The following is a 19,867-nucleotide window of genomic DNA, read 5'->3' on the forward strand; positions in this document are numbered from 1 at the left end:
CAGCCGCCGGGGCGGAGTCCGGGCGTCAGCCGCCGCTCTCGCCCTTGCCCTCCGTCGAAGCGCCCTCGCCGCCCGTACCGCCTTCGCCCTTCCCGCCGGACGAGCCGCCCTTGCCGCCGCCCCGGCCCAGGTCCTTGCCGTAGTCGAGAACCGCGCCCCGGGCGGGCGGCGCCAGCGGGAAGTCGACGTCCCACTCCGCGAGCGTCAGTACCCCCGCGCCGCCCGCGCGGGCGAACTGGACCGGATAGGGCGTCCCCTCCAGGGAGACGTCCAGGACACCGCCCTTGCCCTCCTCCGTGGTGACCTCGACGGCACGGACGTTGCCGATCTTCGTACGGTCGCCCTTGCTCAGCTCGCCCTCCATGACGAGGAAGGCGTCGAGCAGCCCGTCCTTCTCCGTGAAACCGCGGAACTGCTCGTACGCCGGATCGCCCTGCGGCACCCGGACGTACTTGCCGCCGAGCTTCCCGGCCGCCTCCGCGTCCGTCTCCGACGGTTCCGAGCCGTCACCGGCGCCCCGGCCGCTCCAGAAGCCCGCGTCGGCCTTGAGATAGAGGTCGTCGCCGATCCTCAGCAGTTCGAAGGTGTGGTCGTCGGTGGTGACCGAACCGCTGCCGCCGCCGTCCTTGAGCCTCATGTTCAGCTTGTAGGTGCCGCCCTTGCTGACCAGCGTGCCGGAGAGGCGTACCGCCTTCGCCCCGTCCGCGGCCGCCCGCGCCCGGGTCTCGATCTCCGCGGCCGGGAGCTTCCCCACTCCGTTGGTGCCCTTGTCGGGGTCCTCCTCCGCCGCGCAGGAGACGAGCCCGGTGACGAGCCCCGCGCTCAGCACCAGGGCGGCGATGGCCCGCCGGGAACGGGCTCCGGAGCGGGGCCGGGACGGGGTCCCGGGCCGGTCCGCGGGAGTCCGGGAGACGGAGGGGAGAAGAGTCACCTGCGCACTGCCTCTCAACGGCTTCTGATGGGGTGGCAGTGCGCAGCGTACCGGTGCTGTGCAACGATCCCGTGCCGCCCCCGGGCCGGGGGCTTCCGGTCCCGGCCGGAGGTCGTCCGGGCGGTGCGCCGGGGCGGGCCGGCGGCCCGGGGCGGCGGTCCGCCGCGGGCCCGTGCCACCGCCATACGGACGCCGATCCCCGGCGGCGACATTCGGTACGGGCTAGCCTGAAACCCCCGAACGCCAGCGTTCACCGTGGAACCGGACGAAAGAGCAGCATGGCCGGAAGCACCTCCCGCGTCTTCGTCTCCCATCTCGCCGGTGTCCCCGTCTTCGACCCGAACGGCGACCAGGTCGGCCGGGTGCGGGATCTGGTGGCCATGCTCCGCGTCGGCCACCGGCCGCCGCGGCTGCTCGGGATGGTCGTGGAGGTGCTGACCCGGCGGCGGATCTTCCTGCCGATGACCCGGGTGACCGGTATCGAGTCCGGCCAGGTCATCACCACCGGAGTACTGGACGTCCGCCGCTTCGAACAGCGGCCCACCGAGCGGCTGGTGCTGGGCGAGCTGCTGGACCGGCGGGTGAAGCTGGTCGGCGGCGGGGGCGCCGGGGCGGACGAGGAGGTGACCGTGCTGGACGTGTCGGTACGGCGGCTGCCGGCCCGCCGCGACTGGGAGATCGACCGGGTCTTCGTCCGGCGGGGCAAGGGCGGGGCGCTGCGCCGCAAGGGCGAGACGCTGACCGTGGAGTGGTCGGCGGTCACCGGCTTCTCGCTGGAGGAGGAGGCCCAGGGCGCGGAGAGCCTGGTCGCCACCTTCGAACGGCTCCGCCCGGCGGACCTGGCCAATGTGATGCACCATCTGTCGCCCAAACGGCGGGCGGAGGTCGCGGCGGCCCTCGACGACGACCGGCTGGCGGACGTCCTGGAGGAGCTGCCCGACGACGACCAGGTGGAGATCCTCGGCAAGCTCCACCAGGAGCGGGCCGCCGATGTCCTGGAGGCGATGGACCCCGACGACGCCGCCGACCTGCTCTCCGAGCTGCCGGAGGAGGACCAGGAGCGGCTGCTGACCCTGATGCGGCCGGACGACGCGGCCGATGTGCGGCGGCTGCTGTCGTACGAGGAGCGGACGGCGGGCGGTCTGATGACGACCGAGCCGATCGTGCTCCGGCCCGACGCGACGGTCGCGGACGCGCTGGCCCGGGTGCGGCAGGAGGACCTGCCCCCGGCGCTGGCGGCGCAGGTGTACGTCTGCCGGCCGCCCGACGAGACGCCGACCGGCCGCTATCTGGGTACGGCGCACTTCCAGCGGCTGCTGCGGGAGCCCCCGTACACGCTGGTCGCCTCGGTGGTGGACAGCGATCTGCCGCCGCTGGCCCCGGACACCCCGCTGCCCGCGGTGGCCGGCTTCCTCGCCGCGTACAACCTGGTGGCCGTGCCGGTGGTGGACGAGGGCGGGTCGCTGCTGGGCGCGGTGACCGTGGACGACGTCCTCGACCATCTGCTGCCGGAGGACTGGCGGGAGACCGAGTTCGAGGAGTCCGCGTTCCACGGGACCGCGGTCGCCGACGGCCCGGCCGCCGGGAGCACGGTCGCCGGTAGCGGGGCGGCGGGGGCGGACGGCGCCCCGGGGCGGGCGGCGCGGTGAGCGGCGACTGGGGCCCGCCCGCGGACCGGGGCGAGCCGAAGGAGCGGCCGGCCCGCCCCCGGGTGCGGCTGGACATGCCGCAGGTGCCGAAGCTGACGATCCTGCCGGAGTACGACCCCGAGGCGTTCGGGCGGCTGTCGGAGCGGATCGCCCGCTTCCTGGGCACGGGCCGGTTCATCGTCTGGATGACCGCCGTCATCATCCTCTGGGTGCTGTGGAACATCTGGGCCCCGCGGGAGCTGCGGTTCGACCCGTATCCGTTCATCTTCCTCACCCTGATGCTCTCGCTCCAGGCGTCCTACGCGGCGCCGCTGATCCTGCTGGCGCAGAACCGGCAGGACCAGCGCGACCGGGTCACCCATGAGCAGGACCGGGAGCAGAACGAGCGGACCATCGCGGACACCGAGTATCTGGCCCGGGAGATCGCGGCCCTCCGGATGGGCCTGGGCGAGGTCGCCACCCGGGACTGGATCCGTTCGGAGCTCCAGGACCTGCTCAGGGACCTGGGCACGGGTGACGGGCAGCGGCCGGGGCAGTCCGAGCGGGCGGTCCGGCCGGCGCAGCGGGCGCGTCCCGGGGTATTCCCGGAGGCGGGCCCGCCGGGGCGTGACGAAGGCGACCGCTGACGGGCTTTCCCGCGCCGGAGGGCCGCGCCGTACCATCTCCGTATGGCTACGGAAGACGCGGTGCTCGCGGCACTGGCGACGGTGAACGACCCCGAGATCAACCGCCCGATCACCGATCTCGGCATGGTGAAATCGGTGGAGATCGCAGCGGACGGAACGGTCGCCGTCACGGTCTGGCTGACCGTCTCCGGCTGCCCGATGCGCGAGACGATCACCAGGAACGTCACGGACGCGGTCGCCCGGGTCGAGGGGGTCACCGGGGTCGACGTCTCGCTGGACGTGATGGGCGACGAGCAGCGGCGGGAGCTGGCCGCCGCGCTGCGCGGCGGGACCGCCGAGCGCGAGGTGCCCTTCGCCAAGCCGGGCTCGCTGACCCGGGTGTACGCGGTCGCGTCCGGCAAGGGCGGGGTCGGGAAGTCGTCGGTCACGGTCAATCTGGCGGCGGCGATGGCCGCGGACGGGCTGAAGGTCGGTGTCGTCGACGCGGACATCTACGGGCACTCGGTGCCCCGGATGCTGGGCGCGGACGGCCGTCCCACCCAGGTCGAGAACATGATCATGCCGCCGTCCGCGAACGGGGTGAAGGTGATCTCCATCGGCATGTTCACCCCGGGCAACGCGCCCGTGGTGTGGCGGGGGCCGATGCTGCACCGGGCGCTCCAGCAGTTCCTCGCCGATGTGTACTGGGGCGATCTGGACGTGCTGCTGCTGGACCTGCCGCCGGGTACCGGCGATATCGCGATCTCGGTGGCGCAGCTGGTGCCGAACGCGGAGATCCTGGTGGTCACCACCCCTCAGCAGGCGGCGGCGGAGGTCGCGGAGCGGGCCGGGTCCATCGCGGTGCAGACCCATCAGAAGATCGTCGGTGTGGTCGAGAACATGGCCGGGCTGCCGTGTCCGCACTGCGACGAGATGGTGGACGTCTTCGGCACCGGCGGCGGCCAGAAGGTCGCCGAGGGGCTGTCGCAGACCACCGGGACGACGGTGCCGGTGCTGGGCTCCATTCCGATCGACGTACGGCTGCGCGAGGGCGGCGACGAGGGCCGGCCGGTGGTTCTCTCCGCCCCGGAGTCCCCGGCGGGTTCGGCGCTGCGGGCGATCGCGGGCAAGCTGGGCGGGCGGCAGCGGGGGCTGGCCGGGCTGAGCCTCGGCATCACCCCCCGGAACAAGTTCTGAACAAGTTCTGAGCATGCTCTGACGGTCCCGGCCGGGGCTCCGCCCGCCGCCCGGCCTGCCGGGGGCCCGGGAAGCCCCGGCCGCCCGGGGTCCCGGCCGCCCGAGGTCCCGGGCGCACCGGAAGCTCCGGGCGCGGGCGCTCCGGGGTCCGGGCTCCGGGCTCCGGGCTCCGGGGTCAGGCGTAGGGGCCGAGGTCGCGGACGACCGAGAAGCCGAGGCCGTACGCGCTCATCCCCCGCCCGTACGCCCCCAGATGCACCCCGCCGCCGGTGGAGCCGGCCAGGATCCACCCGAAGTCGTTCTCGCGGTAGTGGAACGGGGTGGGCTCGCCGTCGACCGGCAGCGAGAGCACCGACCAGACCGGACCGTCGAGGTCGTCGGCGAGTTCGAAGGCCGTCTCGGTCTGCTGGGCGAGCCAGTCGTCCCGCAGCGAATGGTCCAGCTGCGGCGGCCAGGTGCGGGCCAGCAGACCGGAGCCCGCCAGCCAGGCCGCCGAGGAGACCGAGGTCTCGTCGAGCACTCCCGTACCGTCGCCGCTGCGGCGCACCGGGCTGGCGGCGACCGTGACGACCACGGCGAAGCGCTCCCTGATCTCGTCCGCCGCGGTGGTGGACGACCTTATCGACGGGGTGTCGCCGTGGCCCAGCGAACCGTGCTGCACGATGCCGTCCGCGGCGGCGCCGACCTGCATCAGCCAGCGGGCCCCGGTGAACGCCTCGTCGAGGCCGTACCAGGGGAAGGGCGCCCGGCCGTAGTCGTCGAGCGTCCGGTCGGCCTGAAGCTGCCGCCGCCCGGGCGCGGTCCGGTCCGCCTCTGGGCTCGTCGTCTCCATCGGGCCGCCTCCTCGGTGTCCGAAGTCCGGAGCGGACCCGCCCCCCTCGGGCGTCCTCGCGTCCTGACAGATGGAGAGAATAACCATCCTGCCCGTGCGCACCGGGATTGACCGGCGCCCGCGGGGCGGGAAGGACCCGACTGCCGACCCCCTTCCGAGGGGCCTGCGGCCGCCTGGCCCAATGGGCGGGCCGGAGCCCGGAGGCATCGGGGAGTCCTCCGCAGGGGCCGGTCCCGGCGGGTCGCCGGGATGCCCGGGGCCGGGCCGTGCGCGGCGTACGCGCCCCGGTGCGCCGTGCGCTCTCCGCCGTCCGGGCCGGCGGGGCGGAGGGGACGGAGTGGGAACGCCCTGGGGCCCGGAGCGCTCAGCGGCGCCCCGGGCCCCGGGGGAAAACGACTGCTCCGGCGGGGTCGGGCGCCGGCTGCTTGTTCTTGGGTCAGGTCAGATCAGATCGGGTCAGATCGGACCGGGTCAGGTCGCGTCGGCGTCGTACGGCGGACGCTCCTCGCGCGCGGGCTCGCGCTTCTTCAGCAGATCCGGGGTCCCCGCGGCGGCGGCGGGCGCGGAGCCGCTCGTCACCGGCTCGGCGTCCCGGGCGCCGGGGACGGCCGCGGCCGCCGGCTCGGTTCCGTTGACCGTGTCGGCGATATCGCCGAGGTCCTTGCGGAAGTCGAAGGACTCGCCCAGTTCCTTCAGATCGCGCAGCTCGTCGTTCTGGTCCAGCTGCTTGCGCAGGAACGTCTTCGGGTTGAGGTCCTCGAACTCGAAGTCCTTGAAGTCCGGCCCCAGCTCCTCGCGGATGTCCTCCTTGGCGCTGTCGGAGAACTGGCGGATCTTCCGGATCGTGCGCGACACGTCCTGGATGACCTTGGGCAGCTTGTCGGGGCCGAAGATCAGTACGGCGAGCACGACGAGAGCCACCAGCTCCAGTACGCCTATGTCACTGAACACCCTGACACTCCTCGTGTTCTCCGTGGTCCGCCGGTCCGCTGGGTACGGGGTCCGATCCACCGTACCCGGCCGAAGTTCCGCGCGTCACGTGCCGGTAAGGGGCGATCCGCGCCGAACCGTCCCGTCCATCCGCCGTTCACCCGGGGGTCCCCGGGCCGCTCAGTCGTCCGTGGACGAGCCGAGGACGAGCTTCTTCGTCATGGTCCGGCCGTCGCGCACAACGGTCAGCTCCAGTTCGTCGCCCGGCCGGTGGGCGCGGATCTTCACGATCAGCTCCTCCCCGCCGTTCACCTTCTGGCCGTCGACCTTGGTGATCACATCGCCGGGCCGGATACCGGCCTTGGCGCTGGGGCCGCCGGGGACGACGCCCGGGGTGCCGTCGCTGTTCTTCACGCTGACCTGGGCGCCTTCGCCGGTGTGGCGCATATTGAGGCTGACGCCGATCACGGGGTGAGTGGCCTTGCCGGTGTTGATCAGCTCCTCGGCGACCCGCTTGCCCTGGTTCACCGGGATGGCGAAGCCCAGGCCGATGGAGCCGGACTGGCCGCCCTCGGGGCCGCTGCCGCCGTCGGCGGCGCGGATGGCGCTGTTGATGCCGATGACCCGGGCCTGGGAGTCCATCAGCGGCCCGCCCGAGTTGCCGGGGTTGATCGGGGCGTCGGTCTGGAGGGCGTCGACATAGCTGACGTCGGTGCCGTCGCCCTTCTCGCCGCCGGCCGTGATGGGGCGCTCCTTGGCGCTGATGATGCCGGAGGTGACGGTGTTCTGGAGGTCGAAGGGGGCGCCGATGGCGACGACGGGGTCGCCGACCCGGACGTTGTCCGAGTTGCCGAGGGGCAGGGGGGTCAGTCCGGAGACCCCGGTCACCTTGACCACGGCCAGGTCGTAGCCGCTGTCCTTGCCGACGAGCGTGGCGGCGGCCGTCTCGCCGCTGCTGAAGGTGACGGAGATCGGTCCCGAGGTGCCCGCCGGGTCGACGACGTGGTTGTTGGTCAGGATGTGGCCCTGCTTGTCGAGGACGAAGCCGGTGCCGGTGCCCTGTTCCCCGCCGCCTCCGACATGGAGGGTGACCACACCCGGCAGGGCGCGGGAGGCGATCCCGGCGACGCTGTCGGGAGCGCGGTCGCGGTTCTCCTTGGGGGCCTGGTCCAGTTCGATCCGGTCGGTGCCGAAGCCGCCGTTCCGCTCGGTGTAGGAGCCGATGCCGCCGCCGATGACACCGGAGACCAGGGCGAGCAGTACGGCTCCGGCGACCAGGGGGCCCTTGCTGCTGCTGCGGCGCGGGCCGGGCAGGTCCGCGTAGGTCAGGGGGGCGGTGGGGGACCCACCGGAACCGCCGGAGCCGCCGGGGGCGCCCCAGGGGTCGTACTGGAGCCAGTGCGCGCCCGTGGCGGGCGGAGCCGGGGGCCCGGCGTCGGCGGGCCCGCCCGGGGCGGCCGGAGCGTGTCCGGGAGCCGGGTACGGGGGTACGCCCCCGGCCGCGGCGGGCGGCGGGACGGGGTGGGCCCCGGTGGATCCCGGCGCTCCGGAGGGCGGCACCGGGTGGGCCCCGGTGGCCGCGGAGGCGGCGGGCGGTGCGACCGGGTGGCCTCCGGTGGTCGCGGGCCCGGCGGGCGGCGGGACCGGGTGGGCTCCCGTGGAGCCGGGCGCTCCCGAGGCCCCGGGCGGGGGGCTCGCGGGGGTGCCGTGCGGCGGGTAGGGCGGCGGGACGGCGGTGCCGTGCGCGGGGGTCGGCACGGGGCGCTGGACGGGCGGGGCGGGCGCCCACGGCCCGGGGCCGCCGTACGGCGGGGTGCTGTACTCGTCGGGCTCGTGCAGTGGCCGGGGCCCTCCGGTACCGGGTGCGGGGACGGGGGGCCCCGCGGGCGGCTGCGCCTCGGCCGCGCCGGGACCGCTGTCGGCCGGTGCGGCGGACGCCGCATCGGCACGGCGCCGGGCACCGGCCCGGTTCCACCATGCCGCCCTCGGTGCGGTGTGCTTCCCGTCGTCCATGCTCTCCCCGCAGACTGCCGGCCTGGGCGGCGCCCCGGCGGGGCACCCCCCGGAGATTCAACCAGGTTTGCGAATCACCCGGCAGAAGCCCCGGATCACCGGACAACCCGGTGGCCGGAAGGCCGGGCCCGGAGTCCGCCGGTGCCCCGGGATCGCCGGAGACCGGGGCCACACCGGACTCCGGGAAACTCTCCGGCTGCACCGAGTCCTCCGCCCGGGTCGCCAAGGTCCGCCGGGACCTGCTGCGCTTCCTCGTCGAAGCCGCCGACCGCGGGCCCGGTACCGGCCGGCAGGCAGCGGCCGCCAGGAAAACATCGGCCGGCAGGCAGCGAGGCACCGGATGCTGCGGGTCAGGATGCCGCAGGGCGGAGCCGGGTCGGCAAGCGCCGGACCGACCGGCCCGGGAGCAGCACCCCCGGGGGGTCAGCGGGCGTCGCGCATCAGCGGGCGTCGGCCACCCGGCCCGGCGAGACCGGCAGCCGGTGCCCGGGCGCGGGTGAAGCCGCCGCCGCGGAGGCGGCGGGGGCGGGCGAGGAGACCGGCGGCAGGAAACCGTGCGGGGCGCCCAGATGGAAGGCGTACCCCATGGGGCGTATCAGCGGCTCCTTGAAGGCCGGGAAGCCCGGGAAAGCGGCGTTCAGTGCGGCCGGCGCGGGCAGGGAGGCGAGGTTCAGCGGCACCTCGGGCTCTCCCGGCACGGCCCGGCCGGCGGTGCGCTCCTCGGAGCGCGTCGGCCCGTGACCGCTGTTTCTGCGGCGCTCGTAGTCCGCGGCGCGGTTCACCGCCGCGGAGGCGCCGGATCCGGTCGAGGCGCCGGTGGCGCTGCCCGCTCCGGTGTTCACCGCGGCGGTACCGCCCGCGCCGGAGCCGCCGGAGCGCGCCCCCGCCTGCGAGGACCCGTCCACCGGCATGGAGCCGCCGAGGGCGATCGCGGCGAAGGAGACCGCGCTGGCGGCGGCGAAGGCGAAGCGGCGGCCGCGCCAGGGCGAACGATCGCCCTCCGGACGGCCGACTTCGAGCACCCCGAAGCCGCGGGGGCCGGCGCCGAGCGGTGCCGGGCCGCGCCCGGCGCCATGGCCGCCGGGGAGATATCCGAAGGGCACCGGCCGCCGGCCGCCGGCCGGTACGGGCGCGGTGAAGACGGAGCCGGAGCCCGGGCCTCCGCCGAACGGGCCCGCACCCGGGCCGTCCCCGTCGGAGCCCAGCGGACCGGGGCCCGCGGGCAGTCCCTGGAGCCGGGCGAGCAGCCCCGCGGACGGCGGCGGCGGCGCGCTCCGGGCGAAGACGTCCTTCAGCATGCGCTGGGCGTCGGCCTCCGCCTTGCAGCGGGGGCAGGTCGCCAGATGGGCCAGCACCCGGTCCCGGGCGTCATGGGTCAGCTCACCGTCGACCAGCGCGGCGAGCCGGTCCCCGAGGTGGTGCTCGGCCGGGGACTGGACGGACCGGGAGGTCCGGGGGATGGGGGTTGATCCGCTCACGCCGGTCCGCCCTCCCCCACGAGCCCCACTGCCCCCGCGAGCGCGCGCTGCTGATCGGCACGGGCCTCCGGCGAACGGTGCTTCAGTGCCTTGCGCAGATGCGAGCGGCCGCGGTGGATCCGGCTGCGGACGGTGCCGAGCTTCACGCCGAGGGTGGCGGCGATCTCCTCGTACGACAGGCCCTCGATGTCACAGAGGACGACCGCGGCCCGGAACTCGGGCGCGAGGGTGTCCAGCGCCTGCTGCACATCGGCGTCGAAGTGGCTGTCGTTGAACACCTGCTGCGGCGACGGCTCACGGCTGGCCAGCCGCTCGGCCGCGTCATCGCCCAGCGAGTCGAAACGGATGCGCTGCTTCCGGCGGACCATGTCCAGGAAGAGATTGGTGGTGATGCGGTGGAGCCAGCCCTCGAACGTCCCCGGCGTGTAGGTGGAGAGGGAGCGGAAGACCCGGACGAAGACTTCCTGGGTCAGGTCCTCGGCATCGTGCTGATTGCCGGTGAGGCGGTAGGCGAGGCGATAGACACGGCCGCTGTGCGTGCTGACGATCTCCTCCCACGAGGGGGGCGTCCACGCCTGCGATTCCGCGTCCGGGGCGAAGGTCGCGGTGGCGGTTGCGGTCGTGGCTGCGGTGGAACGGTCAGCAATGTCGGTCACGGATTTCGGCTCACCCGGTGACCTGGCGAGAAAGCGCCGCAGCGCTCCCCGACGATCCGCGGGTGCAGCCGCACCTCCCCTGTCGGCTCTGGTGGTGTCCAGCGGAGCCCCTACCATAGCCACCTCGCCCGTTAGCTCCGGATAAGAATCTTTACGCGAATTTGGATAGCGCCCTCGCGCTTGGCCCCGATCCATGTGCTCCCCCGTCCGCCGGGCCGAATGCCGCCGCGCTCCCGGCGTAATCCCGCGCCCCGTGTTATCACCGGCGTCCCGGTATCCCGGTCTCCGTTGCCGCTTCTTCCGCCTCTTCTTGTGTCCTCCCGCTCAACGAACGGTCCCATCTGCGGGTTCCCGGCTCCAGCGGATACAGTCAACGTCGCGTTCAACTACGGGGACAGGAGAGGCCCATTACCGCCAACCGGCAGACGAGCTGGGCATTCGCCGATGCCTTCGTCGCCGAGGACGACGCGCTGCGCAGGGCCCGCGACCGGGCCCGGGAGTCGGGCGTGCCCTCGGTGTCACCGGGTACCGGTGCCGCGCTGCGCCTGCTGGCCGCCACCGCGGACGCCAAGGCCGTGGCGGAGATCGGGACCGGGACCGGCGTCTCCGGTATCTATCTGCTGCTCGGCATGCGGCCCGACGGTGTGCTCACCACCGTGGACCCGGAGCCGGAACGGCAGCAGTTCGCCAAGCTGGCCTTCCGGGAGGCGGGCTTCGCCGGGAACCGCGCGCGCTTCATACCCGGGCGCGCCCTCGATGTGCTGCCCCGGCTCGCGGACGGCGGCTACGACCTCGTCTTCTGCGACGGCGACCGCCTGGAGTACCTCGACTATCTCGCCGAATCGTTGCGCCTGCTGCGGCCCGGGGGCCTGGTCTGCTTCGAAGGCGTCTTCGCCCGCGGCCGTACGGTCGATGCCGCGGCCCAGCCGGCCGAGGTGCTGCGGCTGCGGGAGCTGCTGCGCACGGTCCGGGAGAGCCAGGAGCTGCTGCCGTCGCTGGTGCCCGTGGGGGACGGTCTGCTCTGCGCGGTCCGCCGCGGCTGAGGGCGGCCCGCCAGGCGCCGCCGGGGCCCGGGCGGCGGCCGCCGGTACCGGACCCGCCCCGCCCCGCCCCGCCGTACGCGCCGTATACGGGCCGGCGGTAACGGGTAACCGAATCCCGCACGGAACACCGGCCCGGAACGGACCCGGCCGGAACGCTCACCTCCGAAGGACCCCGGAACGGCCCCGGAAGAACCTCCCCGGCCCGGACCCGGGAACGGCTCCGGAAGAACGGCCCCGCCCGGAATGAATACGGAAACGGAAACCCGGGGCGGCCGGAATGCCGAATCCCCGCTGCCGGAGACCGCCGGACACGATGCCCGAACGACACCGCCCCGGCACGAAACCGTGCCGGGGCGGTGCTCTGGGTCCTGAACGACCGGATACGTCAGCCGACGACCTGCTTCAGGGCGTCGCCGAGCGCCTCGGCCTCGTCCGGAGTCAGCTCGACGACGAGCCGACCGCCGCCTTCGAGGGGAACGCGCATGACGATGCCCCGCCCCTCCTTGGTCACCTCGAGCGGGCCGTCACCCGTCCGCGGCTTCATGGCCGCCATGCTCGTTCCCCTTCCTGAAACCAGCTCATCGTCTACCGACCGGCTCCCCCGCGGGCGCCCGTCACGGCATCGAACACATTGCTTCCAGGTCATTATCCCGCATGGCGGGACCCGATGACCAACATCGGTCGGCATCGCTTGGGCAACGCACATTCTCAAAACCACCCAATTCGGCGATCGGCCGGGCCGTCTTCTCCGGGATTCCGCGGGATTCACCGGGGTTTCACCGTGCCGCCGGTTGTTGCCGAAGTTGCCGAGGTTCGCCGGGAGCCCACCGGGCCCGCCGGGGTTTCTCCCGGGCCCGCCCGGCCGCCCGGCCCTTCGCCCGCGCATCCCGGCGCCCGGGGCCCGGGCTCTCCCGGGCCCGGGGACAGCCCCGGGCGCGGCCGGGAGCCCCGGGGGCCGTCCCTCCGGTGATTTTCTTTGAGACAGGTCACAGCCCACGGCCCTGTTCGCCGCGTTCTCCGCCATGCTGAGCTGGGCGGCACCGGCCCGGGACCGGGAAACCGGATACCGGATACCGGATACCAGACGACAACCCGGCAGGCCCCCACAGGACCCGCCAAGCCACCGCCGAGCCCCCGACAAGAAGAGGTGACCCCACCCCATGGCCGACTCCGTGCTGTACGACGTGACCGACGGGCTGGCGACGATCACGCTCAACCGGCCCGACGCCATGAACGCGCTGGACGTCGGGACCAAGGTCGCGCTCCGGGAAGCCGTCCGGGCCGCCGCGGCGGACGAGGCGGTACGGGCGGTGCTGCTCACCGGCAGCGGCCGCGCGTTCTGCGTCGGCCAGGACCTGAAGGAGCACACCGTGCTGCTGGCCCGGGACGCGGAGCGGGGAGCGGCCTCCGGGTCCGCCATGAACACGGTCGGTGAGCACTACAACCCGATCGTCCGGGCGCTGGCCGGGATGCCGAAGCCGGTCGTCGCCGCGGTGAACGGGGTCGCCGCGGGCGCGGGGCTCGGTTTCGCCCTCGCCTCGGATATCCGGATCGTCGCCGACACCGCCTCCTTCACCACGGCCTTCGCCGACGTCGGTCTGACCGCGGACTCCGGGGTGTCCTGGACGCTGCCCCGGCTGGTCGGCCACGGCCGCGCCGCCGACCTGCTGCTCTTCCCGCGGAGCCTGACCGCCCGGGAGGCGTACGAGCTGGGGATCGCGAACCGGCTGGTCGCCCCGGACGCCCTGCTCGCCGAGGCGGGCGCGGTGGCCCGGGCGCTGGCCGAGGGGCCCACCCTGGCCTACGCGGCGATCAAGGAGTCTCTGGCCCACGCGGCCGCCCACTCGTTCGAGGAGACCCTCGCCAAGGAGGACGAGCTCCAGACCAGGGCGGGCGGCTCGGCGGACCACCGCGCGGCGGTGGCCGCGTTCACGGCGAAGCGGAAGCCCGAATTCAAGGGGCGGTGAGCGGTGGCGTTCACCGAGCGGTGAGCCAAGGCGGGCACCGGCCGCTGCGGCCGGTTTCCCGTACCCCGGCCGGGCTCCGGCCCGTACACCCGGCCCGGCGCCCGGCGGCCGCTGACCGGCCGGCGGAGGTCAGCCGCGGGCCACGCACTCCGCCAGATGGTCGTCGACCAGTCCGCACGCCTGCATCAGGGCGTAGGCGGTCGTCGGCCCGACGAACCGCAGCCCCTCCTTCTTCAGCGCCTTCGCAAGCGCCGTGGACTCTTCCGTGACGGCGGGCACGTCGGCCAGGGTCACGGGGACCGCCCGGCCGTCCGCCTCGGGGGCGTACGACCAGATCAGCCGGTCCAGCTCGCCGGGCGCCCAGCCCGCCAGCACCTTGGCGTTGCCCAGGGTGGCATCGACCTTGGCCCGGTTCCGGATGATCCCCTCGTCGGCCAGGAGCCGCTCCCGGTCGGCGCCGGTGAAGGCGGCGACCTCGGCGACGGCGAATCCGGCGAAGGCACGGCGGAAGCCCTCCCGGCGGCGCAGGATGGTCAGCCAGGACAGACCGGACTGGAACGCCTCCAGGCAGAGCCGTTCGAACAGGGCGTCGTCGCCGTGGACCGGGCGCCCCCACTCCTCGTCGTGGTACCGCAGATAGTCGTCAGCCGACAGCCCCCAGGGGCAGCGCGGCCGCCCGTCGGGCCCGGGCACGGCTCCCCCGGCGGTCACCGGTCCCGCCCGCCGGTTCCGGCCTCACCGGGCCGCGCGTCGGACGGGACGCCGGACGTTTCGGCGGGCCGTACGGCGGAGTCCGCGCCCCGGTCCTCCCCCGCGCCGTCCGGTACGGCGTCGCGCACCGTCTCCCTGTCCCTGCCCGGCTCCGGCTCCGGCTCCGAGGCGGGCTCCGAGCCCGGGTCGAGGTCCGGATCCGCGTCCGCAAAGGCGGGGCCCGCGTCCGCGAAGGCCGTGCCCCTGTCCGGCCCCGCGAAGTCCGCGTCCGCGAACAGCTCCCGCCCACCGGGCTCCACCGCCCGCGCACCCGCCGGCACCGATTCCAGCTCGGCGATCCTCGCGTCCCGTTCGGCCAGCTCCGCGCCCAGCCGGGCCAGGGCGTCGTCGACATCCGCCATCCGGTAGCCGCGGAGCGCGACCGGCAGCCGCAGCGCCTCCACATCGGCCCGCCCCACCGGCCTGTTCGCCGGCAGCGGGTCCACGAGCCGCTCGGGCGCCGCCTCGGGCAGCGCCGCGCTGTCGCCGCCGGCGAGCACGGCGAGCGTGACCGCGCCGACGACCACGACCATCGCGATCAGCAAGAACAAGAACACGAGCGAGCGTCCCTTCCCGAGGAACCGAGGAACCGAGTAGCCGAGGAGTCGCGGACCGGGGCTTGCCCCGGGTGCGGATGCGTCCGGTGCTGATCGTGCCACGCCGGTCCGGCGGTTAGGGTCGCAGCCGGACCACTAGAGGAGGAAACCGCTGATGCTGCGGCTGGGAACGCGCGAATTCGCGGCGCACGAGCCGGTGATCATGGCGATCGTGAACCGTACCCCCGATTCCTTCTACGACCAGGGGGCCACGTTCCGCGACGAACCCGCGCTGGCCCGGGTCGAGCAGGCGGTGGCCGAGGGCGCGGCGATCATCGATATCGGCGGGGTGAAGGCCGGTCCCGGCGAGGAGGTCACGGCCGAGGAGGAGATCCGCCGTACCGCCGGTTTCGTCGCCGAGGTCCGGCGGCGCTTCCCTTCGGTGGTGATCAGCGTCGACACCTGGCGCCATGATGTCGGCGCCGCGGTCTGCGAGGCGGGCGCGGATGTGCTCAACGATGCCTGGGGCGGGTTCGACCCGAAGCTGGCCGAGGTGGCCGCCCGTTACGGCGCGGGGCTGGTCTGCACCCACGCGGGCCGCGCGGAGCCGCGGACCCGGCCGCACCGGATCGCGTACGACGATGTGATGGCGGACATCCTGGAGGTCACCACGGGCCTCGCGGAGCGGGCCGCGGCGCTGGGGGTCCGGCGCGACGGCATCATGATCGACCCGGGCCACGACTTCGGCAAGAACACCCGGCACTCGCTGGAGGCCACCCGCCGGCTCGGCGAGATGGCGGAGACCGGCTGGCCGGTGCTGGTCTCCCTGTCCAACAAGGACTTCGTCGGCGAGACCCTGGACCGCCCGGTCAAGGAGCGGCTGATCGGCACCCTGGCGACGACGGCGGTGTCGGCGTGGCTGGGCGCCCGGGTGTACCGGGTGCACGAGGTGGCGGAGACCCGGCAGGTGCTGGAGATGGTGGCCGCGATCGCCGGTCACCGGGAGCCGCGGACGGCCCGCCGCGGCCTGGCCTGACCGGTCCGCACCGGAGCGCGGACCGTGCACCGGCGGCGGGGGTACGGGGCTCCCCCGTACCCCCGCCGCCGGACCCGTTCAGCGCGAGGTCTCCTTGGTGACCAGCGCCACCGCCTCGTCGACGTCGTCCGTGACATGGAAGAGCAGCAGATCGCGCTCGGACGCCTTGCCCTGGGCGACGACGGTGTCCCGCAGCCAGTCGACCAGACCGCTCCAGTACGCGCTGCCGAAGAGCACGATCGGGAAGCGGGTGACCTTGCCGGTCTGGACCAGGGTGAGCGCCTCGAACAGCTCGTCGAGGGTCCCCAGGCCGCCGGGGAGCACCACGAACCCGGAGGCGTACTTCACGAACATCGTCTTGCGGACGAAGAAGTAGCGGAAGTTGACCCCGATGTCGACGTGCGGGTTGAGCCCCTGCTCGAACGGCAGCTCGATACCGAGCCCGACGGAGACACCGCCGGCCTCCCGCGCGCCGCGGTTCGCCGCCTCCATCGCCCCGGGCCCGCCGCCCGTGATCACCGCGAAGCCCGCGTCGACCAGGGCCTTGCCGATCCGGATGCCCGCCTCGTACTCCGGGGTGTCCTGCGGGGTGCGCGCGGAGCCGAAGACGCTGATCGCGTTGGGCAGTTCGGCGAGCGCGCCGAAGCCCTCGACGAACTCGGACTGGATCCGCATGACCCGCCAGGGGTCGGTGTGCACCCACTCGGAGTCGCCCTCGGTGTCCAGCAGCCGCTGGTCGGTGGTGCCGGGCTGGACCTGGTCTCTGCGGCGCAGTACCGGACCCTGCCGCTGCTCCTCCCAGCCACGCGCACCATCGGGGTTGCCCATGGACCTGCTCCCTCCGCCGGACATCCGCACCGCGGACGTCGTCGTTGGTCGTTCTTCGGTCAAGCGTAGATCTTGTTTCCGGCCCGCGGACCGATCACGACGTCAGCCACTCGCGGAGCTTCTCCTCGCAGTGGGTGATGCGCTCCACGACCACGTGCTCGTCGCGCTTGTGGGCGAGGAGCGGATTGCCGGGCCCGTAGTTCACCGCCGGTACGCCGAGGGCGCTGAAGCGGGCGACGTCGGTCCAGCCGAACTTGGGCCGGGCGGTGCCACCGACGGCCTTCATGAACGCGACGGCGGCGGGGTGCGTGAGCCCGGGGCGGGCCGCCCCGCTGTGGTCGTCGACGGTGAACTCGGCGACCCCGCAGCCGGCGAACACCTCGTGGACATGGGCCAGCGCCTGTTCGGCGGTGAGGTCGGGGGCGTAGCGGTAGTTGACGACGACGGTGCACTCGTCGGGGATGACATTGCCCGCCACCCCGCCCTCGATGCGGACCGCGTTGAGGCCCTCGTGGTACTCCAGGCCCTCGACGACCGGCCGGCGCGGTTCGTACGCGGCGAGGCGGGCGAGGACCGGCGCGGCGGCGTGGATCGCGTTGGACCCCATCCAGCTGCGGGCGGAGTGCGCGCGTTCGCCGGTGGTCCGGAGATGGACCCGGAGGGTGCCCTGGCAGCCGCCCTCGACCTCGCCGTCCGAGGGTTCCAGCAGTACGGCGAAGTCGCCCGCCAGCCACTCGGGGCGGGCGTCGGCGATCCGGCCCAGGCCGTTGAGGTGGGCGGCGACCTCTTCGTTGTCGTAGAAGACGAAGGTGAGGTCGCGGTTGGGTTCGGGGACGGTGGCGGCGATCCGGAGCTGGACGGCGACGCCGGACTTCATATCGCTGGTGCCGCAGCCCCACAGGATGCCGTCGTCGTCGAGCCGGGAGGGCACATTGTCCGCGATGGGCACGGTGTCGATGTGTCCGGCGAGGACGATCCGCTCGGCCCGGCCGAAGTCGGTGCGGGCGACGACATTGTTGCCGTATCGGTCGACGGTGAGGTGCGGCAGTGCGCGCAGCGCCTCCTCGACGGCGTCCGCGAGGGCTTTCTCGCCACCGCTGACGGAGGGGAAGTCGACAAGGGCGGCGGTGAGGGCGGGGCCGTCGAGGCTGAGGTCGAGCGTGGTGGGGCGCATGATTCCGACCCTACCCGCGGGCGGGTGGGCGCGAGGTTTCCGCGAGGGGCCGCGGACCCGCCCCACGGAGGGTCCCGGGGGAGGTGCCCCCGCCGGGCCCGGGGCCCGCTCCGGGGAAGGCCGCGGGGCGGTATAGGGGGCGGCGAGGGGCGAGAGGGCTGGCAGAGGCGTCACGTACGGCCCGGAGCGTACGGAATTGATGGTTCCGCCCGGCCGCGACGCGGTGTCTCCCCCTGCACAACAGGGGAGAAACCGGATACCCCCTAGTACGGTGTGCCTGTGCCCGCGCCTGTGTCCGAGAACGCCCCCGCCGCCCGCCCGCACCGCCGCCGGCCGGCCCGCCTCACCGCCGGAATCGCGGTGCTGGCCGCGCTGATCGGCTATGTCGCGGCCCAGCAGTCCACCCGGGACGGCACGCCCGGCTGCACGGTCCGGGCCGCTTCGGGCGGGGGTCCGTCGTACGAACTGAGCAACGAGCAGGCCGCGAACGCGGCGACCGTCTCGGCGGTCGGCACCAGCCGGGGGCTGCCGGAGCGCGCCGTGACCATCGCCCTGGCGACCGCGCTCCAGGAGTCGGGGCTGCGGAACATCCGGCACGGCGACCGCGATTCCCTGGGCCTGTTCCAGCAGCGGCCGTCGAAGGGCTGGGGCACCCCGGAGCAGATCATGGACCCGGTGTACTCGGCGGGCCGCTTCTACGACGGCCTGGCCGGAGTGCCCGGTTATGCCCGGCTGCCGCTGACGGTCGCCGCGCAGGAGGTGCAGCGGAGCGGCTTCCCGCAGGCGTACGCGAAGCACGAACCCAACGCGGCGCTGCTGGCCGCCGCGCTGACCGGGCGCGCGGGCGCGGCCCTGAGCTGCACCCCGGGCCCCGGCGGGGGACGGGCGGGCGATCCGGCGCGGGTCCGGGCCGAGTTGGTGAAGGCGTTCGGCCGTGCGGTGCTGCCGAAGGCCGGTACGGAAGCGGCCTCTGCGGGGTTCGACGGGTCCCGGGCGGCGCGGGGCGCCCGGGAGGTGACGGTGCCGGTGACGGCCGGGGCTCCGGCGGGCGGCCCCGGGGACGGCGCGCGCGACCGGACGGCACGGGGCTGGGAGCTGGCGCACTGGGCCGTGGCGCGGGCCGAGCGGCTGCGGATCGCGGAGGTCGCGTACGCCGGGCGGATCTGGCGCTCGGACGGCGGGGGCGGCGGCTGGCGCGGGGCCGGGCCGGGGGCACCGGACGGCGGCCCCGGCGACGCCGGACGGACGGCGGCGGCGGGCACCCTCGATACCGGGCGGACCGGGGCGGGCGCCTCTTCGCCGCCCCCGGCGGCCGCGGGCTCCGCACCGCCCTCGGACACCGTCCGGATCCGGCTCGAACGCTGATCCGGCGCCTCACCCGCGGGAGTGAGCGGCACCCCGCCGCTCCCCCGGCCCGCACCGAGTGCCGGAACACCTGTCCCGACCCCCCGGCACCCCTTGGGGCAGCGGTGAAGTGACGGTTCGGCAGCGGTTCCCGGCGGGCGGCATTCGCCCGTTTTCCACCGGGGCCGATTATGCGATGCATTACGAACTCTTTACCTCGGCGCACCGCAACTTCCCCCGCCCTCCGCGCGGTTGTCACGGCGATACATCCGCTGCCCCCTCGTCTCAAGGAGCAACATGTCCCTCCCCCTGACCCGTCGGATCGCCCGTGCCGCCCTCCTCATCGCGGCCGGCGCAGCCCCCGTGGTCGGTGCGGCCGGTTCCGCGAGCGCCGTCGACCTGGCGCAGGCGGCGCCGCTCGGCGGGCTGACCGCGCTCGACGCCGACGGTGTCAGCGGCACCCTCGACGGCGCCGCCCGGCAGACCTCGGAGCTGGCCGGGAAGACCGGCGGCGACGCCGTCCGCCAGACCGTGCCCGCGGCGGGCCGCGCGGTCGGCGGTACGGGCCGGACGGCCGCCCCGGCCGCCCAGGAGACCGCGGGCGAGGCCGCGGGCAACGCGGGCGGGCTGCTCGGCAAGACCGCCGACGGCGCGACGGCCGCGCTGGGCGAGAGCGGGCTGACGGCGGGCTCCCTGGAGGGCGGGCTGCCGACGGAGAGCCTGCCCACGGAGGGTCTGGCGAAGGGCGGACTGCCCGTCAGCGCGCTGCCGACCGAGAGCCTCCCGCTCACCTGATCCGGATACGGCGGCGGGCCCGGGGAAGCGCGCACCCATCGACAGCGCCTTGCGCACCGCCTCCCGCGCATCCTCCGGACCCACCGTCAGCACCGTCACCGAC

The 19,867-nt window shown here is 74.3% G+C and carries 18 protein-coding genes and 1 pseudogene; 8 read left to right on the forward strand and 11 right to left on the reverse strand.

Annotated elements, in window-relative coordinates; translation table 11 throughout:
• Window positions 1-25 precede the first annotated feature (25 nt).
• Window positions 26-931: a hypothetical protein gene (locus ACWDR0_RS09805; protein ID WP_456351120.1), complete on the reverse strand. Its 906-nt coding sequence runs from the start codon at window positions 929-931 to the stop codon at window positions 26-28.
• A gap of 278 nt (window positions 932-1,209) precedes the next feature.
• Here ACWDR0_RS09805 and ACWDR0_RS09810 point away from each other — a divergent pair, with 278 nt between their 5' ends.
• The 3 genes from ACWDR0_RS09810 to ACWDR0_RS09820 all read left to right on the forward strand — a co-directional run bounded on the left by ACWDR0_RS09810 (window position 1,210) and on the right by ACWDR0_RS09820 (window position 4,382).
• The gene (locus ACWDR0_RS09810) at window positions 1,210-2,580 is read left to right on the forward strand and encodes a magnesium transporter MgtE N-terminal domain-containing protein (RefSeq protein WP_456351121.1); all 1,371 of its coding nucleotides are present in this window, start codon (window positions 1,210-1,212) and stop codon (window positions 2,578-2,580) included.
• Window positions 2,581-2,654: 74 nt separating this feature from the next.
• Window positions 2,655-3,206, forward strand: coding sequence for a DUF1003 domain-containing protein (locus ACWDR0_RS09815; protein WP_456351137.1), 552 nt, complete (start codon window positions 2,655-2,657; stop codon window positions 3,204-3,206).
• Between the two features lie 42 nt (window positions 3,207-3,248).
• Window positions 3,249-4,382 carry an Mrp/NBP35 family ATP-binding protein gene (locus ACWDR0_RS09820; protein WP_456351122.1) on the forward strand — a complete coding sequence of 378 codons (1,134 nt, stop codon included), beginning with the start codon at window positions 3,249-3,251 and terminating at the stop codon, window positions 4,380-4,382.
• Window positions 4,383-4,557: 175 nt separating this feature from the next.
• Here ACWDR0_RS09820 and ACWDR0_RS09825 read toward each other — a convergent pair whose 3' ends face one another.
• The 5 genes from ACWDR0_RS09825 to sigE form a co-directional block, all read right to left on the reverse strand.
• On the reverse strand, window positions 4,558-5,214 hold the full coding sequence (locus ACWDR0_RS09825) for a hypothetical protein (protein WP_456351123.1): 657 nt from the start codon (window positions 5,212-5,214) through the stop codon (window positions 4,558-4,560).
• A 471-nt stretch (window positions 5,215-5,685) separates the two neighbouring features.
• A complete protein-coding gene (locus ACWDR0_RS09830) occupies window positions 5,686-6,165 on the reverse strand; it encodes a sec-independent translocase (RefSeq protein ID WP_456351124.1) in 480 nt (159 codons plus the stop codon).
• A 159-nt stretch (window positions 6,166-6,324) separates the two neighbouring features.
• Complete coding sequence (locus ACWDR0_RS09835) at window positions 6,325-8,157, reverse strand: S1C family serine protease (RefSeq protein ID WP_456351125.1); 1,833 nt, start codon at window positions 8,155-8,157, stop codon at window positions 6,325-6,327.
• A gap of 440 nt (window positions 8,158-8,597) precedes the next feature.
• Window positions 8,598-9,635 carry an anti-sigma factor family protein gene (locus ACWDR0_RS09840; RefSeq protein WP_456351126.1) on the reverse strand — a complete coding sequence of 346 codons (1,038 nt, stop codon included), beginning with the start codon at window positions 9,633-9,635 and terminating at the stop codon, window positions 8,598-8,600.
• Window positions 9,632-10,408 carry an RNA polymerase sigma factor SigE gene (gene sigE, locus ACWDR0_RS09845; protein WP_456351138.1) on the reverse strand — a complete coding sequence of 259 codons (777 nt, stop codon included), beginning with the start codon at window positions 10,406-10,408 and terminating at the stop codon, window positions 9,632-9,634. The genes ACWDR0_RS09840 and sigE overlap by 4 nt, the downstream gene beginning before the upstream one ends.
• Window positions 10,409-10,632: 224 nt before the next feature.
• Here sigE and ACWDR0_RS09850 point away from each other — a divergent pair, with 224 nt between their 5' ends.
• Window positions 10,633-11,334 carry an O-methyltransferase gene (locus ACWDR0_RS09850; protein ID WP_456351139.1) on the forward strand — a complete coding sequence of 234 codons (702 nt, stop codon included), beginning with the start codon at window positions 10,633-10,635 and terminating at the stop codon, window positions 11,332-11,334.
• Window positions 11,335-11,719: 385 nt separating this feature from the next.
• Here ACWDR0_RS09850 and ACWDR0_RS09855 read toward each other — a convergent pair whose 3' ends face one another.
• A complete protein-coding gene (locus tag ACWDR0_RS09855) occupies window positions 11,720-11,887 on the reverse strand; it encodes a DUF3117 domain-containing protein (RefSeq protein WP_006346801.1) in 168 nt (55 codons plus the stop codon).
• A gap of 607 nt (window positions 11,888-12,494) precedes the next feature.
• Here ACWDR0_RS09855 and chcB point away from each other — a divergent pair.
• Window positions 12,495-13,301: a 2-cyclohexenylcarbonyl CoA isomerase gene (gene chcB, locus ACWDR0_RS09860; RefSeq protein ID WP_456351127.1), complete on the forward strand. Its 807-nt coding sequence runs from the start codon at window positions 12,495-12,497 to the stop codon at window positions 13,299-13,301.
• Window positions 13,302-13,430: 129 nt separating this feature from the next.
• On the opposite strand, the gene ACWDR0_RS09865 is transcribed toward chcB, so the two are convergent.
• Window positions 13,431-14,012, reverse strand: a complete 582-nt coding sequence (locus tag ACWDR0_RS09865; protein WP_456351128.1) for a DNA-3-methyladenine glycosylase I — start codon at window positions 14,010-14,012, stop codon at window positions 13,431-13,433.
• A 275-nt stretch (window positions 14,013-14,287) separates the two neighbouring features.
• Window positions 14,288-14,608: pseudogene (locus ACWDR0_RS09870) on the reverse strand (DivIVA domain-containing protein); the annotation flags it as partial.
• Window positions 14,609-14,762: 154 nt separating this feature from the next.
• Here ACWDR0_RS09870 and folP point away from each other — a divergent pair.
• Window positions 14,763-15,623 carry a dihydropteroate synthase gene (gene folP / locus ACWDR0_RS09875; RefSeq protein ID WP_456351129.1) on the forward strand — a complete coding sequence of 287 codons (861 nt, stop codon included), beginning with the start codon at window positions 14,763-14,765 and terminating at the stop codon, window positions 15,621-15,623.
• A gap of 78 nt (window positions 15,624-15,701) precedes the next feature.
• Here the strand turns inward: folP and ACWDR0_RS09880 are convergent, their stop codons facing one another.
• Together ACWDR0_RS09880 and dapE are read right to left on the reverse strand one after the other, a co-directional pair.
• Window positions 15,702-16,451 carry an LOG family protein gene (locus ACWDR0_RS09880; protein ID WP_456351130.1) on the reverse strand — a complete coding sequence of 250 codons (750 nt, stop codon included), beginning with the start codon at window positions 16,449-16,451 and terminating at the stop codon, window positions 15,702-15,704.
• 94 nt (window positions 16,452-16,545) lie between these two features.
• Window positions 16,546-17,625 carry a succinyl-diaminopimelate desuccinylase gene (gene dapE / locus ACWDR0_RS09885; RefSeq protein ID WP_456351131.1) on the reverse strand — a complete coding sequence of 360 codons (1,080 nt, stop codon included), beginning with the start codon at window positions 17,623-17,625 and terminating at the stop codon, window positions 16,546-16,548.
• 291 nt (window positions 17,626-17,916) lie between these two features.
• On the opposite strand from dapE, the gene ACWDR0_RS09890 reads away from it, so the two are divergent.
• Window positions 17,917-18,990, forward strand: coding sequence for a hypothetical protein (locus tag ACWDR0_RS09890; protein WP_456351140.1), 1,074 nt, complete (start codon window positions 17,917-17,919; stop codon window positions 18,988-18,990).
• Window positions 18,991-19,266: 276 nt separating this feature from the next.
• Complete coding sequence (locus ACWDR0_RS09895; protein ID WP_456351132.1) at window positions 19,267-19,764, forward strand: ATP-binding protein; 498 nt, start codon at window positions 19,267-19,269, stop codon at window positions 19,762-19,764.
• The last annotated feature ends 103 nt before the right edge of the window (window positions 19,765-19,867 follow it).

The organism is Streptomyces sp. NPDC003691 (assembly GCF_053981115.1).

Excerpts from the sequence above, each read along its gene's own strand:
- ACWDR0_RS09810 (WP_456351121.1), top strand. The coding sequence starts at position 1,210 with ATGGCCGGAAGCACCTCCCGCGTCTTCGTCTCCCATCTCGCCGGTGTC.
- ACWDR0_RS09815 (WP_456351137.1), top strand. The coding sequence starts at position 2,655 with ATGCCGCAGGTGCCGAAGCTGACGATCCTGCCGGAGTACGACCCCGAG.
- ACWDR0_RS09820 (WP_456351122.1), top strand. The coding sequence starts at position 3,249 with ATGGCTACGGAAGACGCGGTGCTCGCGGCACTGGCGACGGTGAACGAC.
- ACWDR0_RS09825 (WP_456351123.1), bottom strand. The coding sequence starts at position 5,214 with ATGGAGACGACGAGCCCAGAGGCGGACCGGACCGCGCCCGGGCGGCGG.
- ACWDR0_RS09835 (WP_456351125.1), bottom strand. The coding sequence starts at position 8,157 with ATGGACGACGGGAAGCACACCGCACCGAGGGCGGCATGGTGGAACCGG.
- sigE (WP_456351138.1), bottom strand. The coding sequence starts at position 10,408 with ATGGTAGGGGCTCCGCTGGACACCACCAGAGCCGACAGGGGAGGTGCG.
- ACWDR0_RS09855 (WP_006346801.1), bottom strand. The coding sequence starts at position 11,887 with ATGGCGGCCATGAAGCCGCGGACGGGTGACGGCCCGCTCGAGGTGACC.
- chcB (WP_456351127.1), top strand. The coding sequence starts at position 12,495 with ATGGCCGACTCCGTGCTGTACGACGTGACCGACGGGCTGGCGACGATC.
- folP (WP_456351129.1), top strand. The coding sequence starts at position 14,763 with ATGCTGCGGCTGGGAACGCGCGAATTCGCGGCGCACGAGCCGGTGATC.
- ACWDR0_RS09880 (WP_456351130.1), bottom strand. The coding sequence starts at position 16,451 with ATGGGCAACCCCGATGGTGCGCGTGGCTGGGAGGAGCAGCGGCAGGGT.
- dapE (WP_456351131.1), bottom strand. The coding sequence starts at position 17,625 with ATGCGCCCCACCACGCTCGACCTCAGCCTCGACGGCCCCGCCCTCACC.
- ACWDR0_RS09895 (WP_456351132.1), top strand. The coding sequence starts at position 19,267 with ATGTCCCTCCCCCTGACCCGTCGGATCGCCCGTGCCGCCCTCCTCATC.